The organism is Dietzia sp. IBK-p2-16D, assembly GCF_057773085.1.
Window position 1 is genome coordinate 14,636 of the sequence record NZ_JBYMTL010000009.1, and the last position, 17,372, is coordinate 32,007.

The 17,372-nt window shown below is 70.3% G+C and carries 16 protein-coding genes; 8 read left to right on the top strand and 8 right to left on the bottom strand.

All coding sequences use genetic code 11. The annotated features are described in order from the left end of the window. Nucleotides 1–31 precede the first annotated feature (31 nt). From AC3DE3_RS16290 to AC3DE3_RS16300, 3 genes are all read left to right on the top strand, one after another. Nucleotides 32–787 (top strand): alpha/beta fold hydrolase, encoded by a 756-nt coding sequence (locus AC3DE3_RS16290; protein ID WP_488370686.1) that lies wholly within the window; start codon nt 32–34, stop codon nt 785–787. Nucleotides 788–970: 183 nt separating this feature from the next. After that, nucleotides 971–1,543: an SOUL family heme-binding protein gene (locus AC3DE3_RS16295; protein WP_488370687.1), complete on the top strand. Its 573-nt coding sequence runs from the start codon at nt 971–973 to the stop codon at nt 1,541–1,543. 60 nt (nt 1,544–1,603) lie between these two features. Further along, nucleotides 1,604–2,740 carry a plasmid pRiA4b ORF-3 family protein gene (locus AC3DE3_RS16300; RefSeq protein ID WP_488370688.1) on the top strand — a complete coding sequence of 379 codons (1,137 nt, stop codon included), beginning with the start codon at nt 1,604–1,606 and terminating at the stop codon, nt 2,738–2,740. Nucleotides 2,741–2,815: 75 nt separating this feature from the next. Here AC3DE3_RS16300 and AC3DE3_RS16305 read toward each other — a convergent pair whose 3' ends face one another. The 4 genes from AC3DE3_RS16305 to AC3DE3_RS16320 form a co-directional block, all read right to left on the bottom strand. Further along, entirely contained in the window at nt 2,816–3,265 is a 450-nt protein-coding gene (locus AC3DE3_RS16305) for a helix-turn-helix domain-containing protein (RefSeq protein WP_488370689.1), read from the bottom strand. 174 nt (nt 3,266–3,439) lie between these two features. Beyond that, entirely contained in the window at nt 3,440–4,336 is an 897-nt protein-coding gene (locus tag AC3DE3_RS16310) for a siderophore-interacting protein (RefSeq protein ID WP_488370690.1), read from the bottom strand. Continuing rightward, nucleotides 4,329–5,378, bottom strand: a complete 1,050-nt coding sequence (locus AC3DE3_RS16315; RefSeq protein WP_488370691.1) for a FecCD family ABC transporter permease — start codon at nt 5,376–5,378, stop codon at nt 4,329–4,331. Before AC3DE3_RS16315 ends, AC3DE3_RS16310 begins: the two co-directional genes overlap by 8 nt. Beyond that, on the bottom strand, nt 5,375–6,421 hold the full coding sequence (locus AC3DE3_RS16320; RefSeq protein WP_488370692.1) for a FecCD family ABC transporter permease: 1,047 nt from the start codon (nt 6,419–6,421) through the stop codon (nt 5,375–5,377). Before AC3DE3_RS16320 ends, AC3DE3_RS16315 begins: the two co-directional genes overlap by 4 nt. A gap of 63 nt (nt 6,422–6,484) precedes the next feature. Here AC3DE3_RS16320 and AC3DE3_RS16325 point away from each other — a divergent pair, with 63 nt between their 5' ends. Then, nucleotides 6,485–7,420: an ABC transporter substrate-binding protein gene (locus AC3DE3_RS16325; protein ID WP_488370693.1), complete on the top strand. Its 936-nt coding sequence runs from the start codon at nt 6,485–6,487 to the stop codon at nt 7,418–7,420. Continuing rightward, nucleotides 7,420–8,268, top strand: a complete 849-nt coding sequence (locus tag AC3DE3_RS16330; protein WP_488370694.1) for an ABC transporter ATP-binding protein — start codon at nt 7,420–7,422, stop codon at nt 8,266–8,268. The genes AC3DE3_RS16325 and AC3DE3_RS16330 overlap by 1 nt, the downstream gene beginning before the upstream one ends. Nucleotides 8,269–8,402: 134 nt before the next feature. On the opposite strand, the gene AC3DE3_RS16335 is transcribed toward AC3DE3_RS16330, so the two are convergent. Then, nucleotides 8,403–10,760, bottom strand: coding sequence for a choice-of-anchor L domain-containing protein (locus AC3DE3_RS16335; protein ID WP_488370695.1), 2,358 nt, complete (start codon nt 10,758–10,760; stop codon nt 8,403–8,405). 349 nt (nt 10,761–11,109) lie between these two features. After that, nucleotides 11,110–11,727, bottom strand: a complete 618-nt coding sequence (locus AC3DE3_RS16340) for a LuxR C-terminal-related transcriptional regulator (RefSeq protein WP_488370697.1) — start codon at nt 11,725–11,727, stop codon at nt 11,110–11,112. A 128-nt stretch (nt 11,728–11,855) separates the two neighbouring features. Between AC3DE3_RS16340 and AC3DE3_RS16345 the strand changes: the two genes are divergently transcribed. Together AC3DE3_RS16345 and AC3DE3_RS16350 are read left to right on the top strand one after the other, a co-directional pair. After that, nucleotides 11,856–12,134: a WhiB family transcriptional regulator gene (locus AC3DE3_RS16345; protein WP_260488670.1), complete on the top strand. Its 279-nt coding sequence runs from the start codon at nt 11,856–11,858 to the stop codon at nt 12,132–12,134. Between the two features lie 123 nt (nt 12,135–12,257). After that, nucleotides 12,258–12,737, top strand: a complete 480-nt coding sequence (locus tag AC3DE3_RS16350) for a cupin domain-containing protein (RefSeq protein WP_488370699.1) — start codon at nt 12,258–12,260, stop codon at nt 12,735–12,737. 51 nt (nt 12,738–12,788) lie between these two features. On the opposite strand, the gene AC3DE3_RS16355 is transcribed toward AC3DE3_RS16350, so the two are convergent. Then, nucleotides 12,789–14,288, bottom strand: coding sequence for an alpha-L-fucosidase (locus AC3DE3_RS16355; RefSeq protein WP_488370700.1), 1,500 nt, complete (start codon nt 14,286–14,288; stop codon nt 12,789–12,791). Further along, nucleotides 14,285–14,728, bottom strand: a complete 444-nt coding sequence (locus AC3DE3_RS16360; protein WP_488370702.1) for a hypothetical protein — start codon at nt 14,726–14,728, stop codon at nt 14,285–14,287. Before AC3DE3_RS16360 ends, AC3DE3_RS16355 begins: the two co-directional genes overlap by 4 nt. Before the next feature lie 114 nt (nt 14,729–14,842). On the opposite strand from AC3DE3_RS16360, the gene AC3DE3_RS16365 reads away from it, so the two are divergent. Then, nucleotides 14,843–17,353: a helix-turn-helix transcriptional regulator gene (locus AC3DE3_RS16365; RefSeq protein WP_488370703.1), complete on the top strand. Its 2,511-nt coding sequence runs from the start codon at nt 14,843–14,845 to the stop codon at nt 17,351–17,353. The last annotated feature ends 19 nt before the right edge of the window (nt 17,354–17,372 follow it).

Genomic DNA, 17,372 nt, shown 5'->3' on the forward strand with positions numbered 1-17,372 from the left:
CCCGCGGTAGTCGCGCGTAGGGTCGGTTCCCATGACGGACATTGTCTTTCTCCCCGGCCTCCACGGTGACGCGCAGACATGGGCGCCGGTGATGCGCGCGCTGCCGGACGGTGTTCACGCCACGCCGCTGGACCTTCCGGCCGTGGCCGACCTCGATGCACTAGTCGACGAGGTGGCGGGCCGGGTCGCGCCCGGCAGCGTCGTCGTGGGGCATTCCCTCGGCGGCGTGGTGGCCATGCATCTCGCCGAGCGGCACCCGTCGCTGCTGGCAGGACTCGTCCTGGTCACCGCCCCGGTGGGCGCGGAGGACCCGGAGTCGGCGAAGGCGCGAGCCGACCGCGCCGCGGGACTGAGCCCGGAGGCGTACGAGGAGATCGCGCTCGACGGCATGGAGGCGGTGTACTACGGCGATCGTGGCCACGACGCTGAGGTTCGAGCCGAGCGGCTGCGCGCGGCACGGGTGTACGGGCCGGAGCGGTTCGCCGCCCATTCGGTGGCGATCGGTGCCCGGCCGGATCGCAGCGAGTTCCCCGCACAGGGCGGTGTCCCGGTACTCATCGTGGGTGCGTCGGACGACCTGGTTGTGCCCACCGAGGAGCAGCGGCGGTGGGCTGAGGCGAATGGGGCCGGGTCGACCGGCTCCGGAGCTGGTGCTGGTGCGAAAGATGACGCGGGTGGTCCCGTGACCTACGTCGAGATTCCGGAGACCGGGCACATGCTGCCGGTGGAGGCCCCGGACGAGTTGGCCGGCGCGATCGTCGACTGGCTCCGCGGACTCTCGGGCTGACCCGGCCGGTTCCGCGCCACCCGGCGGCGGCAGGTCGGGCGGGTGGAGGTGGGCCTCGTCGTCGTCACCGTCGTCGCGGCTCACTACCCACGCCACGACGCGCAGAGGCGTGCCCACCTGGAACTATTCGGTGAGTGGATGCGCGGCGCCGCCACTGGCGGCCTGCGCGCGTACCGTCGTTTCATGACCGAGCAGCAGCCGTACGAGGTGGTCGAGCGGTACCCGGAGTTCGAGCTGCGGCGGTACCCCTCCCACGCCGTGGCGGAGGTCTCCGTTCACGGGTCCTTCGGCAATGCCGGCAACCAGGCGTTCAGAGCGCTCTTCAGGTACATCACCGGTCACAACGAGTCGGCCGGGTCGATTGCCATGACGGCACCGGTCGTCCAGGAGTCACCCGGCTCCGAGAAGATCGCGATGACCGCCCCGGTGGTCCAGTCCGAAGCCGATGACGGGGAGCACGTCGTCGCCTTTGTGCTGCCCGCCTCGCTGACCGCCGCGACCGCGCCGATCCCCGCCGATCCTCGGGTGCGGGTCAGGCAGGTCCCCGAACGGATCGCGGCGGCGGTGCGCTACTCAGGGCGGTGGAGCGAGTCGGCCTATCGACGTCACCTGGCCGACCTCGAGGCCGGGATCGCCCGCGCCGGGCTGGTCGCTGCGGGCCCGTCCAGGTTCGCCCGGTTCGACCCGCCCTTCACGCCGTGGTTCCTGCGACGCAACGAGGTCGTGCAGGACGTGGAGTGGCAGGGCGAAAGCTGAGCCTACTTTCCCGAACGGGGGCGTCCCGATACGCCGCTCGCATCTCGTATCGTCGGTGAGGTGACACCCTCGACAGATCGCCCCTACGGACCAGGCGACCTCACCGCAGACGAGTTGAAGCACGCGGTTCTCGACGCATTGGCGAGCGCGGGAGTCCCGCAGACCGAGTTAATGGCCTCGCTGGCGGCCGGGGCTGCCTACCAGTCCCCGTGGGAACGCCCGGCCGTCAACCGGCGACACCCGAGGCGCGAGACACCGGTGATCTACCGTGTCAAGGTCGAGCTGCAGGACTCGTCCCCGCCCATCTGGCGACGCCTGGACCTGCGCAGCGACCTCATGCTGCCGCGCCTGCACCTAATCCTGCAGGAAGCCATGGGCTGGACGAACAGTCACCTCCACGAGTTCGTCCACGCGTCGTCGCGCCGGGACCGCGACGCCGAGCACTTCGCCTCCATGGACTACCCCGACGCCGGGGAGATGGGCGAGCTCGACGAGGCCGACGTACGGCTCGACGAACTGGCGCACAGTGTTGGCGACAAGTTCCTCTACCTGTACGACTTCGGTGACAGTTGGTGGCACCGCGTCACCGTGGAAAAGGTCCTGGAACCTGACGACGATGGCGAGGTCCCCGATGCGACCGTGGTGGCCGGTCGCCGGGCATGCCCTCCGGAGGACTGCGGGGGAATGTGGTCCTACACCGAGTGGATCTCGGGGGACATGGACCCGGATGGCTGGGAGTCCGAGTTGGTCGAGTTCTGGGCCGGGTGGGACGCGGAGGAATTCGAGCTCGACGATGCGCAACAGCGCGTGGCCGGAGTCGCCGACACGCCCGCCACGCTCAGGGAAGTCCAGCGGGACGAAGCCGCGAAGCTGCAGATCCTGCTCGAACGGGTCGGCGACGGGGTCAAGCTCACCGCGGCCGGCTACCTGCCGCCGACGATGGTCGAGCAACTCATGGCCGACACCGGCTGGGACCGCAAGTGGATCGGGAAGAACAATCGCGAAGACCTCACGTTCCCGATCTGGCAGCTGCGGGACTGGGCCCGCGCGCTGGGGCTGGTGCGCAAGTACAAAGGGGAGCTCCGGGCGACCCGCCGGGGCGCCGCGTTGAAGAACGACCACGAGGCCCTCACCGAGCTCATCGCCCGCAGCCTGCCGCACGACCGGCTCTACGGCACCCCGCTCGACTGGTGGTGACAGGCGTCGTCGTTGCCGCAGCTCGGAGAGCTCACCCGAACCAGGCGAGAACCTGCCGACACTGAACATTCCTTGTCAGGCATTGGACGATCGCCGGTCGAGGTCATCAGCAATGGCGCGGGCACGGTGGGATTCCCGAATGGCGCGAGCAGTTGCACGGGCACCTTCAGCGAGGGGAGCCGGATGTGCGGCGGTGAGGGCTTCGCCATCGCCCGCCGGTGCATCGGCCGTGTCGGATTCTTCTGGCGAGCGCCGTGGGCGACGGGCTGAGTCGAGTACGAGGGGCATTGAGTCAGGAACTGTGTACGACAGGCGGATCGTGATGCCCAGAACGTCCATCATCGCGAGCACTTTGCTCAGTGACGCGTTGGAAGTGTGTCCGCTCTCGAAGAGGCTCACCCACGAGCGATTGAGGGGGGCTGCCGCCGCGAGGTCGGCCTGACTCATCCCCGCGGCGAGACGGGCGTCCCTCACCGACGTAGCGATGTCGGTAACGGTCCGGGCCTGGGCGGCGAGCGTTGCCATGATGCTCCCGGTGTTCGGCGGATCAAACACATCGTAAACGTTCGAAATAGCTAACAGAAGCGGTCCCGTTCGCTATTTCTAACACTGCGGGCGCGCACGGCGGTTGTCATCGCCTACGCGGCTCAAGACGGCTGCCGGATCAGATCGGCATGCGCACTCTCGGCAGGCGGACTGCTACAGCGGCCCGCCGAGGCGCCAGTATCCGGTGAACTGGACGCGGTCGGGCTCCTGGCCGCGAGCGAGGAGGTGACGGCGCACGGCCGTGACCATCCCGGACTCGCCGGCCACCCACGCGAACCCGGTGGGGAACTCGGCCGCGGCCAGCGCGTCGATGATCTCGTACGCCGAGCCCGGCGCGGCCGCCACCACCCGAACCCGGACGCGGTCGGCGTCGGCGGGGTACACCGCTGGCAGGACAGCGCGGGGGAGCGCGGGGAGGACAGTGCGGGGGAGCGCGGACGGGTCGGGCACCGCGGCCAGCACGTCGAGCGCCATCGTGGGCGGCCGCTCCTCGATCAGCCGGGCCAGCGCGGGCAGGGCGGTGGCGTCCCCGACGGCGAGCATGCGGTCCACCGCGGGAAGGGCCCGGCTCACACGCGGGCCGACGATCGTCACCTCCTCGCCCGGCCGGACCGACTCGAGCCAGCCCATCCCCGCGCCCGAGGCGTGGCGGACCATGTCGACGCACATCGCGCCCCCGCGCAGACAGCGCACGGTGTACTCCCGCACCAGTGCCGCGCCGCCCGGCGGGTGACCCAGTCCGCCGCCCGGCGTGGGAACGGGGAGCGTGACCTCGCCCGTCACGGGATCGGGCAGGCAGAAGACCACGACGTCGTCGAAGAACGGACTACGCACGGCGTCGCCGGCGTCGGTGGCGAACTCCCCGAGCTCGTCGCCCTCGAGCGTGACGCGCACCAGCTCGGGCGCCAGGGACTCGACCGCGCGCACCCGGACCCGGCGCAGCACGGTCGGCTGCCAGGTCTCCGCGCGGTGGGGGTTGCGCGGGCGACGGGCCTCGCGGGCGGACGGGCGCCGGTCGGCCTTTTCGGACATGCCGGCCTGGTCAGCCACGGCGACCCTCCCGCCACAACAGGCCCAGGAAGAAGGCCCCGCCGAGCACCACCGTCACGACGCCCACCGGAATCGGCAGGGCGAACGCGTGCTGCGCAACGAGGTCGGAGGCCAGGAGCAGCACCCCGCCCAGCAGTGCCGCCGGAAGGACCCGGTCGCTGCGGGTGAGAAGCCGCGACAGGTGCGGAGCCACCAGCGCCACGAACGAGATCGGCCCGGCCGTCGCCACCGCCGCTCCGGCGAGGACGGTGGCCGCCGTCAACAGGACCAACCGCGTGCTCCGCAGTCGCACGCCCAGGGCCACCGCGACGTCGTCGCCCAGCGCGAGCGCGCGCATGGCCCGGGACCGACTCGCGATGACCACCGACGCCACGAGCAGCACCCACGCCAGCGGCCAGAGCTCGGACCAGCCGCGACCCTGCAGTGAGCCGGTGAGCCAGATCTGGGCGGTGACCGCGCTCGCCACGAAGCCGCGGGAGAGCAGGTGCGCCACGTACGCCATCGCCAGGGCGCCTAGGGCCACGCCGAGCAGGACCAGGCGGGCGCCGCTGAGCCCGCGCCACCACGTCAGGGCCAGGATGAACCCGGTGGTGAGCGCCGCGCCCGCGAGTGCGCCCGTGGCGACCTGCGCGATCCCGCCGCCCAGCACGAGGATCACCGTCGCCCCGCCCGCCGACGCGCCCTGGGTGATGCCGATGATGTCCGGGCTGGCCAGCGGATTGCGGGTGAGCGCGCAGAACAGCGCGCCCGACGTCGCCAGAGCCGCGCCCACCGCCAGCGCGACCAGCGCCCGGGGCAGGCGGCGTTCGTGGATGAAGAAGTTGGTGGTGCGGTCGGGTGCGTCGCCGAGCAGGGTCGCCACCGCGTCGGGGACCGAGATGATGAACTCGCCGATCACCAGCGAGGCGGCCACGAGTATGACGACGACGACGGCGAGGGCCGCGGTCACCCAGGCGGTGCGCCGGTGCAGCCGGACGGAGAAGCCGCCTGCGGTGAGGAGCCGCTCGTCGCCGGGCAGCGCTGTGCCGGCGGTCGGCGTCATGCGACACCCACCCGTCGGCCCGCGGCCAGGTACGCCACCAGCAGCGGCGCGCCGATGAACGCCATGACCACTCCCGCCGGGGTCTCGGACCCGCCCGCGATCACCCGGCCGATCACGTCGGCCGCCAGCAACAGCGCGGGCGCCACCACCATGGACAGCGGGACGACCCGGATGAGGCTCGGGCCGACGAGGCCACGGACGAGGTGGGGCACCACCAGGCCGACGAAGCTGACGGGCCCGGCCAACGCGGTGGCGGTCCCCGCGAGCAGTGCGACGGCGACGAGCGACCAGACCCGCACCCACCCGGGGCGCACTCCCAGCGCGACGGCGGAGTCGTCGCCCAGGGCGAGCGCGTCCAGGCCGCGCAGGAGCAGCAGGGCGATCACCGCGCCGGCCACGACGAGCGGGATCACGCCGGTGACCTCGTCGATCGACCGCGCGGTGAGCGACCCGACCTGCCAGAAGCTGTACGCCTGGAGGACCGTCTCGTCCAGCACGACGAACGTTTGGCTGAGACCGGACAGCACCGCTGCCAGCGCGACGCCGGCCAGGGTGAGCCGAACAGGGGAGGACGCCGCGAGCGCCGAGGTGCTGAGCAGCAGGATGATCGCGGACGCCACCCCCGCGCCGGCCAGGGCGAACCACACCGTGGAGGCCAGGCCCAGACCCCCGGTGAGCGTCGCGCCGGCGACCACACCCAGCGCGGCGCCGGCGTTGACGCCGAGGATCCCCGGATCGGCGATCGGATTGCGGGTCACGGCCTGCATGAGTGCCCCGGACGCCCCGAGCGCCGCCCCACACACGAGCCCGAGGACGGTCCGGTTGGCCCGCAGTTCGCCGACGATCCCCACCACGCTCTGCGTGCCCTGGCCGAGTAGGGCGCCCACCACCTCGGCGGGCGGGATCGGGCGGGCGCCGATCGCGAGGCTGGCCACGACCGCGGCCGCCAGGGCCAGCACGGCCACGATCAGCCCGGGGACCAACCCGGCCCCGCGGCGGGGCTGCCGGGCGCCGGTGGGGTCGGGGAGACGTGTTGAGACCACGGTGGAACCCTAGACCAGACTCATAGTTAGGTGAGCCTTGCCTGTGTGGTTTGATCTGTAGTCATGACCAGAATCTCCCGACGGCGCCGCTCGGTGCCCGCCCTGATCGCCATGGCCCTCGCCTCCGCGGTGGCCCTGTCCGCGTGCTCCGGCAGCAGCGACACCGCCGAGGCATCCTCGGACGACGCCTACACCGTCACCCACGCGATGGGCGAGACCGTGATCGACGGGACGCCCGAGAGGGTCGTCGTCCTCGACTCCCCGCACCTCGACGCGCTCGTCGCGCTCGGCCACACCCCCGTCGGGATCACCGAGTCCGGCGCCGGCACCGGCGCCCCGCCGTACCTCGGGGACGTGGACGCCGAGATCGTGGGCCTGACCTCCGAGCCCGATATCGACGCGATCGCCGCGCTGGCCCCCGACCTCATCATCGGCGCCAAGGTCCGGCATGAGGCCATCTACGACGAGCTCTCCGGCATCGCCCCCACCGTGTACTCCGAGAACTCCGGCACCGACTGGCAGGAGCAGGCGCGGATCACCGCCGCCGCCGTGGGTGAGGACGAGGAGATGGAGCAGCTCATCGCCGACCTCGACACCCGCATCGCCGAGGTCGGCGAGCAGGTGGGCGCCGAGGGCACCACCCTGTCGATCGTCCGGTTCCGCCCGGACAACTTCCGCCTCTACGGCCCCGAGACGTTCTCCGGCTCGATCCTGACCCAGATGGGCTTCGACCTGGGCGAGCGCGAGTGGAACGAGTACTCCATGGCCGAGCTCTCCCCGGAGCTGTACGAGCAGATCACCGGCGACATCGTGTTCTTCACCAACCCCGGCGGCGACCCCACGGCCACGACCATGGCGACCGTGACCGGACTGTGGGGCGACCTGCCCGCCGCGAAGTCCGGCCAGACCTACGAGGTCGAGGACGAGACCTGGATGGTCGGCATCGGCGTCCTGGGCGCCGGCGAGATCCTCGACGACGTCCAGGAGATCCTGGGCTGATGCGCCCCACCTCCCTCGACCGTGATGCCCGCGCCGGCGCCCAGCTCGAGCGCGGGCGCGGGCGCGGGCTCACGGTGGAGGGGGCCCGGCTCGCGTACGAACGCCGGGTCGTGGCCACCGACCTCGACCTGGAACTGCCCGAGGACGCGTTCACGGTGATCGTGGGCCCCAACGCCTGCGGCAAGTCCACGCTGCTCAAGGCGCTGGCGCGCGTGATCGCCCCCGGCGAGGGACGGATCCTGCTCGACGGGCACGACCTGCACCGGCTGCGCACCAAGGAGGTCGCGCGCCGGATCGGGCTCCTGCCGCAGGGCGCCGTCATTCCGGAGGGGATCCGGGTCGACGACCTGGTGGCGCGTGGCCGGCACCCGCACCACAGCCCACTACGCCAGTGGAGCCGCGCCGACGACACCGCCGTGACCGCCGCGATGGCCTCCACCGGGGTGTCCGATCTGGCGACCCGGTTCGTCGACGAGCTCTCCGGTGGCCAGCGCCAGCGCGTGTGGATCGCCATGCTGCTCGCCCAGGAGACCCCCATCCTCCTGCTGGACGAGCCCACCACCTACCTCGACATCGCGCACCAATACGACGTGCTGGACCTGCTCCGAGACCAGCACGAGAGCGGTCGCGCGGTGATCGCCGTGCTCCACGATCTCAACCAGGCCGCCCGCTACGCGACGCACCTGGTCGTGATGAAGGACGGCCGCGTGGTGGCCACCGGCGCCCCGGCCGAGGTCCTCACCGCCGAGCTGGTGGAGCAGGTTTTCGGGCTCCCGTGCCTGATCGCCGCCGACCCGGTGACGGGAACGCCCACCGTGGTGCCGCTCGATCGGCGTGGCCGGAGCTGATCCCCGGTGCGGGTTTGCGGCATCTGATTCCGGTGAGCAGCAGGTGAGACGCTGATACTCGTGATCGAAAGACCGATGTCGTTCGACGGCCCGGCGAGCTGGGAGCTCGCCGGGCCGCCCCTACTTCGATTGGATCAGGAGTCGAACATGTCGGTCAGACTTCCGAGGCTCCCGAAGGACGGGGTGACTGGATCAACTGGGTCAACCGGAACGTCATCACTGAGGGCATCGATAATGGAGGCGCGTACCTGCGGGTCGAGTTCCGGTCCGTTTCCAGCTTCGAGGTAGTTGCGAAGTTCCGCCTGTTGCTCCTCGGTGAGTTCGAGGTACTCGACCTCGAACTCGGTGACAACACCGAGTTCACCCGGGGTGCTGACGAAGCCAGTCTCCAGTCCTGGTGTGGTGCTTGCCGGCGCGTCTATCACGATGCGGGTGCGGCCTGGCTGCCCATCAACCATGGCTGGAACGGTCACAGGCAGGGTGTGGGTGAAGTCCAGTCCGGGCATCGCAAGGGAAACCTCCGTGGTGACCTCCTCGGAACTCGGGTTGAGGACGTCAACGTGCAGCTCCTGTCCGGCGACACCCGTCAGGAGCGTTCCCGGGCCGACCAGTGACACCGAGGTCGAACCGGGTGCAGCCAGGATGTCGAGGTCGGCAGCAGTGTCGAAGTCGAGTTCCTCGGTGGGCGCTGCGGCCTCGAACGGCTCGTCGGCACCCTGACCGCCGATACCGTAGCCATCCCAACGGATGTTCGCCCAGTCGTCCCACCCGTGCAGCTGCGTCAGCTCGACATCCGCCCCGACGTCCTTGCGGTTGATGTCTGCCTCGACTCGGCCCCCATCGATGAAAAGATTGCAGTTCCAGTCAATCTCGCCTATATCTACCCAACGCATGAGCGGATTTAGGCAGTACCGGAAGGTTTGGGTCATCTGGGTGGTTCCGGTGACCCCATCCTGCTCGGAGAGAGATGTCTCGTCCAGGGTCGTCGCGACTTCCCGCGAGAAATCCAACTTCTGCGGTCCCCGAATGCCGCCGAGTTGGAAGGCGTAATTCATTGCGCTCGCGTAGTTGGGCTTGTAATTGGTGTGATCTCCTCCGCCATGACCGAGACCCAGGATGTGGCCGAGTTCGTGCATGAAGGTGCCGGCTTCGGACTGCCGATTGGTGATGGCATCCGAGCCTTTGGCGACGATGAACTTCGTTCCGGTATACGACGAGGATGCGAAGCTCTCGAAAGCGATGCCGCTCGAGTTCTTACCGCCGTCGTAGAGGTACCTGTCCGCGAACAACGCGTGCCTGAAGACTTTGGAGCGGGCGTCATCCAACTGCGCGCGGTTGTTGAAGTCATCGATCAATGACGTCGGTGCAGCCTCGGAACCAAGGAGCTCCGTGTGCTCAACCTTTCTGGCGCGCGATAGGCCGCCCCACTTCGTCTCGGTAGCACCGTCGAGGTATGAATCAGGTCCCGAATCGATGTGGAGAGAGATCCCGGGCTTGATCGCGGGGGCCCCAACTGGCTGGGGGACCGCGGGGGTGGGCGCCTGATCGAAGGCCCTCATGACCCTGCGCATCGCGTCCGTGTCCGGCTTGAAAGAGACCGCCGGTTTCGCCCCGAAGCCAAACCACCCACCGGGCACGGCGGGTCGGACCATCCAGTCCGCCTGAACGAAGAGGTCCTTCCGATACGGATCCGCGCCCATGGCGGGCAGGTCCAGGCCATCGATTCCGTTGATCTCCCATTCATCCGGCAGACCGTCGCCGTCGGAGTCCTTGACCGGAGTCGCACCGGAGCTGCACGAATCGTTGAAGAGGAATCGGAAGTTGTCCACCAGGGCTACCGAGTCGTACACGTTGTCGCCGATATCCTGCACGCTGACGATCAGGCGCATTGCGCCCGCGCCGTCGACTTCCACGGGAGCGGTCGCCGTGAGCTGTTCGGTGAGACCGTCCATCGTGGTGCTCCCGAAATCCACGACGGAGGCGGGAGCGATTCCGTAGACCGTATTGATCGAGAGGAGACGCCCCTCTGAATCAAAGGCCTGGTTATTGGGCGCGGTGATAGAGAAGTCAGATTGGTTGTATCGAACGTCGCTCTCCACAGTCTCGACGGTGAACACGTCGTTGAACTGCGACCCCACGTACTCCGGGTACTCCTCACTAGCGAAAATCGCGTCGAGGGCCACGCACTTCGCACCGCTGGGAGGCGTGAAGTCGAGAGTGACCTGGGTGAGGTCGTTGCCCGAGGCGCCCCGAGGTCCGTCGACCAGCTCCGTGCTGGAGAACTCGTCCGGAATAGCGCCGGGCCGAAACGCGTCTGCGGCGCGGCCAGTAGACAACACCAGCGCCGATCCATCCTTCGTGGGCATCGGGCCATAACCGGTACCGGTGACCGCGATTCCGTTCGGGTCGGCGTTGATGGAGACATCCACCCCGTCAGGCGCATCGATCGCCGAACGGACATCCACTTCGTCCGGGGCAGCGAGCATCGACATCTTCTGAGAATTGCCACTGGGTGCCGACGCCCTCCTCTCTGGCAGATCGTCAGCGACTTGAGCGTGCGCGATCGGCGCAAGTCCGGATGTCGCGAGTGCCGTAGACATCGCCACGGCGATCAAAGGTCTTCTGAGCTTCACCGGCAGTTCCTCTCTAAGAGTTGTCCGGCAAGCCTAGGAACCGGCGGAGTCGCGTCGCGTCCCCCGAACGCATGAAGTCTGAGCGCCTGAACAGCGGATACGTCCGTGTTCACGGGCTGGCTCGGTCACAACGCAAGTGGCGGATGGATGGTGGGTCTTGCTGCTGCCCTGGGCGGACGGCGACGTGGTGGCCTTGCCCGCGCCCGGCCTACCGGTCGGGCTTAAGGCCGTTCTCGATGCCCCACGCGACCGCCTGAGCCCGGGTGGTCACGTCCATCTTGCGGTAGGCCGAACGCACGTAGGTCTTGACCGTGTTGAGCGAGAGGTAGCACTGCTCGGCGATCTGGTCATTGGACAGCCCCTGCACGATCAGGCTGACCACCTCGGCTTCACGGTGTGAGAGGCCGGCGTCCTTGGCGGGCCACTTGTCGGGACCCATGATCGGTGGGCCCGTTCCCGTCAGGGTGACGCGGTCCCCGGCGGCGATCTGCTCGATGCCGCTCACCAGCTCGGGAGCGGTCAGGGACTTGGACAGGAACCCGTGGGCGCCCGCGTCGAGGCTGTCGCGCACCGCGGCCGGGTCCGAGGTGAACGAGTAGACAGCGACCGCCCCGATGGTCGGATCCTTCAGGAGGTTCTCGAGGCGGTCGTCCTTGCCCAGGGATGAGGCGAACGAGTCGTACAGGGCCACGTCCACCTCGGCAGACCCGCTGGAGACCAACTCCTTCTCCACCATCTCGATCCGGTCAGAGTAGGGCGCGAGGAAGGCGTTCACCCCGGCGACGACGACGAGGTAGTCATCGACCACTGTGACCCTGATCGGCATCCGCAGAGCGTAGCAACGCCCGCTGACCTGGCACGGCGAAGTTACACCCCTAGGGGTGAAGCGCCCGCGGGTGGCGCCGATAGACAATTCGTCGTTGATCTTCCGCCCTTCGCGACAGGAGAGTACGAGTGCCACGGTTCAGGAATCTGACACCCACATCGGAGTACTGGGCGTGGAGGGACGACGGAGCGTGCGTCGGGGACCCTGACCTCTTCTACAGCGCGGAAGACGAGCCCAAGGGGGTGCGTCGTCGCAAGGAGGAGGCGGCCAAGGCGATCTGCGCCGGCTGCGCCGTGCTCGAGACCTGCCGGCAGTTCGCGATGGAGGCGGGCGAGCTCTACGGCGTCTGGGGCGGGATGAGCGAGCTCGACCGGCACAAGCTGGCCGGTCGGCAGCGGACGGGCTGAGGCGGGGGTTCGGCCGGCCCCGGCCGCTTTCGTGATCGTTCCTTCACCTGGGGCTCGATGTGGATTAGCCTTGTGCCCAGCTTGTCGAACCGAGACCGTCCGAGCGGACGCGGGGGAATGGCCATGACGTGCCCATCGATCCGAGGCGGTGTCTCACTCGCCGTCGGAGCAATAGTGCTGGCGGTTGCCGCATGCGGTCAGCACGCGACCGAACCCCCTGCCGAGGAGCGGGAGACGTTCCGCGCCCTGGATATCGCCGAAGGCAGACAGCGCGAGCCCATCGAACTGGCCGTGGACGGCGGCGCCGACGGGGTGAAGGTGACGCACCGCAGGATCACCCTCGAGCCCGGGTCCGGAACCGGCCTGCACTGCCACCATGGGCAGCTGCTCGTGGTGGTGGAACAGGGCGAACTCACCCACTACGCCAAGACCTACCACGGCGGCGTCCACGTCTACCGCGCCGGCGATTCGGTCGTCGAGGACTCCCGCTACGTCCACGAGACCGTCAACGAGGGGTCCGAGGACCTGGTGGTGATGATCACCCACTTCACTCCGGAGGGGAAGCCGACGGAGGAGACGGATCTGACGAAGTGCGAGCAGTAGAAACGCAGCGCTGAGTCGGCAGGCCTCGTCGTCGTCGCCCCTTCCCGACGCTCACCGGGGGAGCGCCTCAGGTCCGCGCGCCGACCTCCCCGCACTGATCTCCCCACTCAGCCGCACCACGTGCGCCGGTGAGACCGGCAGGCGCCCGGGTAACCGCACGCACACCCCGTCGCCGCGGTCATCGACGTCCAGCGTCTGCCCCGTCGAGACCAGCAGCGCCCGCACATCCGGCCCCGCGACCAGGCCGGGCAGCACCAGTTCCGCCGAAGTGGGCGTGCCCAGGGTGATGACATTGACGTCGTCGCCGGTGCGGGTGAACCGCACCTCGGTGCCGTCCCCCGCCACGCCCGCCGGCACGGCCCACGGACGGCTCCCGCGGATCGCGCTGCCGTTCTCGTGGAGCCAGCGGCCCAACGCCCGTAGTGGCTCCTGCTGCTCGTCGGGGACGGAGCCGTCGGGCAGGGGCCCCACGCCGATGAGCAGGTTGCCGTTCTTGCTCACCACGTCCACCAGCATGTGCACCAGTTCGCCGGCGGTGACGATGTCGGCCGGGTCCTCGTTGCGGTTGGCGGCAAAGGAGTGCCCGACGCCGCGGACCGTCTCCCACTTGGTGTCGGCGATGGTCTCGAGTCGCGCGTACTCGGGCGTGGTGACGTCGTGGTGCGGCGAGGCCGGGAAGGACAGCTCGCGACTGTCCTCCGGCAGCAGCTTCCACGCCAGCTGCGCCAGGCACCCCAGGCCGCGCACCAGCGCCTCGGCGGCCCCGCCGCGCTTGACGTCGGTCTGGGCCCAGCGGTCGTTGACCACGCCGTCGGGCACCGCCGCGTAGTAGTCGGCGAACAGCGCGGGCAGGTCGGCCGACGCAGGCCAGCCGATGTCGTTCCACAGCACCGCCGGCCGGTAGCGCTCGATGAGCTCCCGGACGTGGCCCTCCACGTAGCGGACGTAGGTGGGATCGTCGGGCATGGCCAGCAGCAGGTCCGCCGGGCCGGTGAGGGTTGCGTCGTTGTAGGGCCAGTCGTAGCCGCCCGAGTAGTACAGCCCGGTGCGCATGCCGCGGGCCCGCACGGCCTCGTCGAGCGCGCCCACCAGGTCCCGGCCCGAGCCGTGGGCGCCGAGCGTGGGGTGCGGGTGGGCGGCGGGCCACAGTGTGTAGCCGTCGTGGTGCTTGGTGGTGAGGACCACGTACCCGGCGCCCGCGGCGGCCGCGAGCTCGGCGATCTGGTCGACGTCCGCGTCCTCCGCCTCGCGGGTGAACTCCTCGGCGAAGTGGCGGTAACCGCAGTCGGGACCGTAGGTGCTCCGGTGGTGCTCGGCGGTGGGGCTGCCGGGGATCCGCATGGTGTTGAGGTACCACTCGGAGTACGGGTTCTCGCGCAGCATGCGGCGCGGGCCGCCGTCGCGGATGAGCTGCTGGATGTCTCCGGCGCGGGGCGCCCACCGGGGGACGGAGTACGGCCCCCAGTGGACGAAGATGCCCAGTTTGACGTCGTCGTACCAGGTGGGCAGCGCGCGGCCGGCGAACTGCGCCCAGTCGGCGGCGTGGGTCATGCGTCGACCGGATCCCACTCGCGGTCGGGGGTCCGGGCCTCGAGGAACGCGGTCGCGGAGTCGCCGTACGCCAGGACGAGCGCCACCATGTGGGCCGCCAGCAGCACCCACGCCGACCACAGGGTGATGTCCCAGAGGGCGGCCACGAGCGTGATGCCCGCCGCGATCGTCAGCAGCACCCGCGCCCAGCGCGCACCGTCGCGCAGCTTCACCGCGGCCACCACCTGCGCGATCATCGCCGCTGCCAGCGCCGTCGCGATGATCGTGCCCAACCACCCGATCACCGGGACGGCGGACAGCTCGTCCGCGGTGCCGCCGATCTCCACGACGAACGCCAGCAGATTGGTCGCCGAGAGCACGTCGGCGATGGTGAGCGTGGTGAAAAGGCCGCAGAACAGCCAGATCCACGACGCGATGGTGACGGACGACGGACGGGACATGAGGGATACCTCTCGGATGACAGGAACTGAGCTGCGCATATCGTCTAACTGCACAGACAGGTGTCGATAGAGTGCGGCACACCTGATTTTTTGCGGCGCAGCGAGGAGGGTCACGTGCCCGCGTGGAACACGACCCGTGCGGCGGTGCGGTCCGACACCGTGGCGCGCGCGACCGCGCTGTGCGTCGAGACGCGGCGCGGCGTGCTCGTCGTGGGGCCTCCGGGCGTGGGCGCCAGCCGGTGCGCGGCCGACATCGCTGCAGGTCTGCGCGCCGCGGGGGTCCCCGTGGTGGTGTGGGACGACCTGGATCGTGTCGGTGCGCCGACTCGGGTCGATGGCCCGGGCGCTGACCCCGGCGCTGACCCCGGCGTCGGCCGCGGGCGGCCTGCACCGCGCACGCTCCCCGACGGCGCGGTCCTGGTGGCATCGGCCAGGGTGGGCGCGGCACTGCCCCCCGGATACGACGACGAGGTGAGCGTCCGCACCACGCGACTGCCGCTGCGTCCGCTCACCCGCGGCGAATCGGAGTCGGTGGTCTCGGCGGCCGTCGGGATGCCGGTCTCGGCGCGGCTGGTCGAGGCCCTGTGGGCGTGCTCGCACGGGAATCTCACCGCGCTGCGCGCCACCTACGACGACCTGGCCGCCCGCCGACTCACCCGCCGCACCCGCGATCGGCTGGAGTTGGTCGAGGATCCCGCCACCGCGATCGCCGGCGTGGCCGTCGACCCGCACCGGTGGATCGATCCGCCGGGCGCCGCCGCCGACACCGGCCCGCTGACCACCGCCGCGCTCGCCCGCCGGATCCCGCTCACCGATCTGGTGGACCTGCACGGCGACGACGTGGTGGGCGACCTGCTCGGCCGGGGGCTGCTGCTCGAGCGGCACGAGGACGGCGTCGAGATGCTCTCCGTCCAGCCGCCCGTCCTGGCCGCCGCACTGCGGGGCGGTGCCGATCACCGGCAGCGTCGCGAGGTCTACCAGGCCGTCCTCGACCGGGCGGGCGAAGGCCGGCCCCGTCCGGATCCGAGGATCGTGCTGTGGGCGCTGACCAACGCCCACCCCATGGACGCGGGATGCGTGCTGGTCGCCGCCCGCGCCGCCCTCGACGGTCACGACTACCGCACCGGACTGGAGATCCACGACGCCGCCCAGCGCATCTCGCTCACCACCACGTCGCTGCAGCAGGCGGAGCTGGCCCTCATCGCGGGCTCGTGCCTGCGCCTGCTCGACCGGCTGCCCGAGGCCGCCGCGATGTTCAACCGGTCAATGATGTGCCTCCGCGACGATCCCGGCGCGGCCGACTACACCCGGGTGCTGATCGAGAACGTCACGGCGCGCGCCGACCTCGCGCACTACCGCGACCGCGGCCCCGAGCAGGCGCTGCCGCTGATCGACGCAGCGCACGAGTGGCTGCCCGCCGGTCACCCCGGGCATGCGGTGCTCGACGCGCTGACCGTGGTGCACCTGAGCTACTCGGGCCGCTACCGCGAGGCGGCCCGCGCCTACGCCGACCTCCCCTCCGAGCTGCCGGTCGAGTGGGCGCGGCGCCTCGAGTCGATCCACGCCCTCGCACTGGACGCCATGGGACAGTCCGATGCCGCGCTGGCGGTCATCCGGCGCCAGGCCCGACGGTCCCGTTCGATGGGCCGCCACGCGTGGGCGTCCGAGGAGTACCTGGCGGCGCTGGTGTCGGTGATGCTGCACGGCTTCGGGATCACCGCACTGCTCACCGAGCTCGCGCCCGTCATCGCCGTGGAGCAGGACGACTCCGTGCGCGTCGACCACGGCGTGCGCCGTGTGGTCGACGCCGAGATCGCCCTCGCCGCCGGTGACCTCCCGTCCGCGGTGAGCGCGGCTTCCGACGCCGTTGCCATCGTCGAGGTGGACGGCCCCGAGGACTTCCTGTCGCGTGCGCTGTCCCTGTACGCCCTGGCCGCCGCGATGTCGGGGCAGATGGCAGCGGCGGGGGAGTACCTCCAGCGGATGCGGGCCGTCCCGGGGTACGCCAATTCGCCGGTGGGTCCGGAGATCCGCGGCGCCGAGGCGAGCGTGCTCATCTGCCTCGGGCGCCCCGACGAGGCCCGCGAGGTCGTCCTGTCGCTGATCGACGAGGGGCTCCTCGGTGCCGCCACCCGCGCTGCGCTGGCCGGCGTCCTGTCCGCCGACGCCGAGATCTGCCGCGCCGTGGCCGAGGTGGAGGTGACCGGCGATGTTCCGGTGCTGTTCCGCGACCTGGCCGCGGCGATGGTGGCCCGGAATCCCCGGCTGCTGCTGGACGCGGCTCGGCGGGCCCGGACGTACGGGCTGCACATGACGGCCGCGGTGGCCGCCGACCGTGCCCGTGACCTGGCCACGCCGGGATCGCAGCTCCACTCCCAGGCCGAGCGGCTGCTCGCGACCACCGAGCTCGCCGGGCCCCTCGCCGGGCTCACCCGTCTCAGCGGTCCCACGGGCCCGGTCCCGTCCGGTGTCTCGCTGACGCGCCGCGAATCCCAGATCGCCGACCTCGTGGGGCAGGGGCTGAGCAACGCCGAGATCGCCGCCGAGCTCCACCTGTCCAAGCGGACTGTCGAGGGCCACCTCAACCGGATCTACACCAAGACGGGCACCCGACTGCGAGGCTGACACCGGGGCGGATTCGAGG

Excerpts from the sequence above, each read along its gene's own strand:
- AC3DE3_RS16335 (WP_488370695.1), bottom strand. The coding sequence starts at position 10,760 with ATGTCGATGCTCGCTGCCCCGGACGAAGTGGATGTCCGTTCGGCGATC.
- AC3DE3_RS16295 (WP_488370687.1), top strand. The coding sequence starts at position 971 with ATGACCGAGCAGCAGCCGTACGAGGTGGTCGAGCGGTACCCGGAGTTC.
- AC3DE3_RS16315 (WP_488370691.1), bottom strand. The coding sequence starts at position 5,378 with ATGACGCCGACCGCCGGCACAGCGCTGCCCGGCGACGAGCGGCTCCTC.
- AC3DE3_RS16340 (WP_488370697.1), bottom strand. The coding sequence starts at position 11,727 with ATGCCGATCAGGGTCACAGTGGTCGATGACTACCTCGTCGTCGTCGCC.
- AC3DE3_RS16290 (WP_488370686.1), top strand. The coding sequence starts at position 32 with ATGACGGACATTGTCTTTCTCCCCGGCCTCCACGGTGACGCGCAGACA.
- AC3DE3_RS16355 (WP_488370700.1), bottom strand. The coding sequence starts at position 14,288 with ATGACCCACGCCGCCGACTGGGCGCAGTTCGCCGGCCGCGCGCTGCCC.
- AC3DE3_RS16330 (WP_488370694.1), top strand. The coding sequence starts at position 7,420 with ATGCGCCCCACCTCCCTCGACCGTGATGCCCGCGCCGGCGCCCAGCTC.
- AC3DE3_RS16360 (WP_488370702.1), bottom strand. The coding sequence starts at position 14,728 with ATGTCCCGTCCGTCGTCCGTCACCATCGCGTCGTGGATCTGGCTGTTC.
- AC3DE3_RS16325 (WP_488370693.1), top strand. The coding sequence starts at position 6,485 with ATGACCAGAATCTCCCGACGGCGCCGCTCGGTGCCCGCCCTGATCGCC.
- AC3DE3_RS16350 (WP_488370699.1), top strand. The coding sequence starts at position 12,258 with ATGACGTGCCCATCGATCCGAGGCGGTGTCTCACTCGCCGTCGGAGCA.
- AC3DE3_RS16305 (WP_488370689.1), bottom strand. The coding sequence starts at position 3,265 with ATGGCAACGCTCGCCGCCCAGGCCCGGACCGTTACCGACATCGCTACG.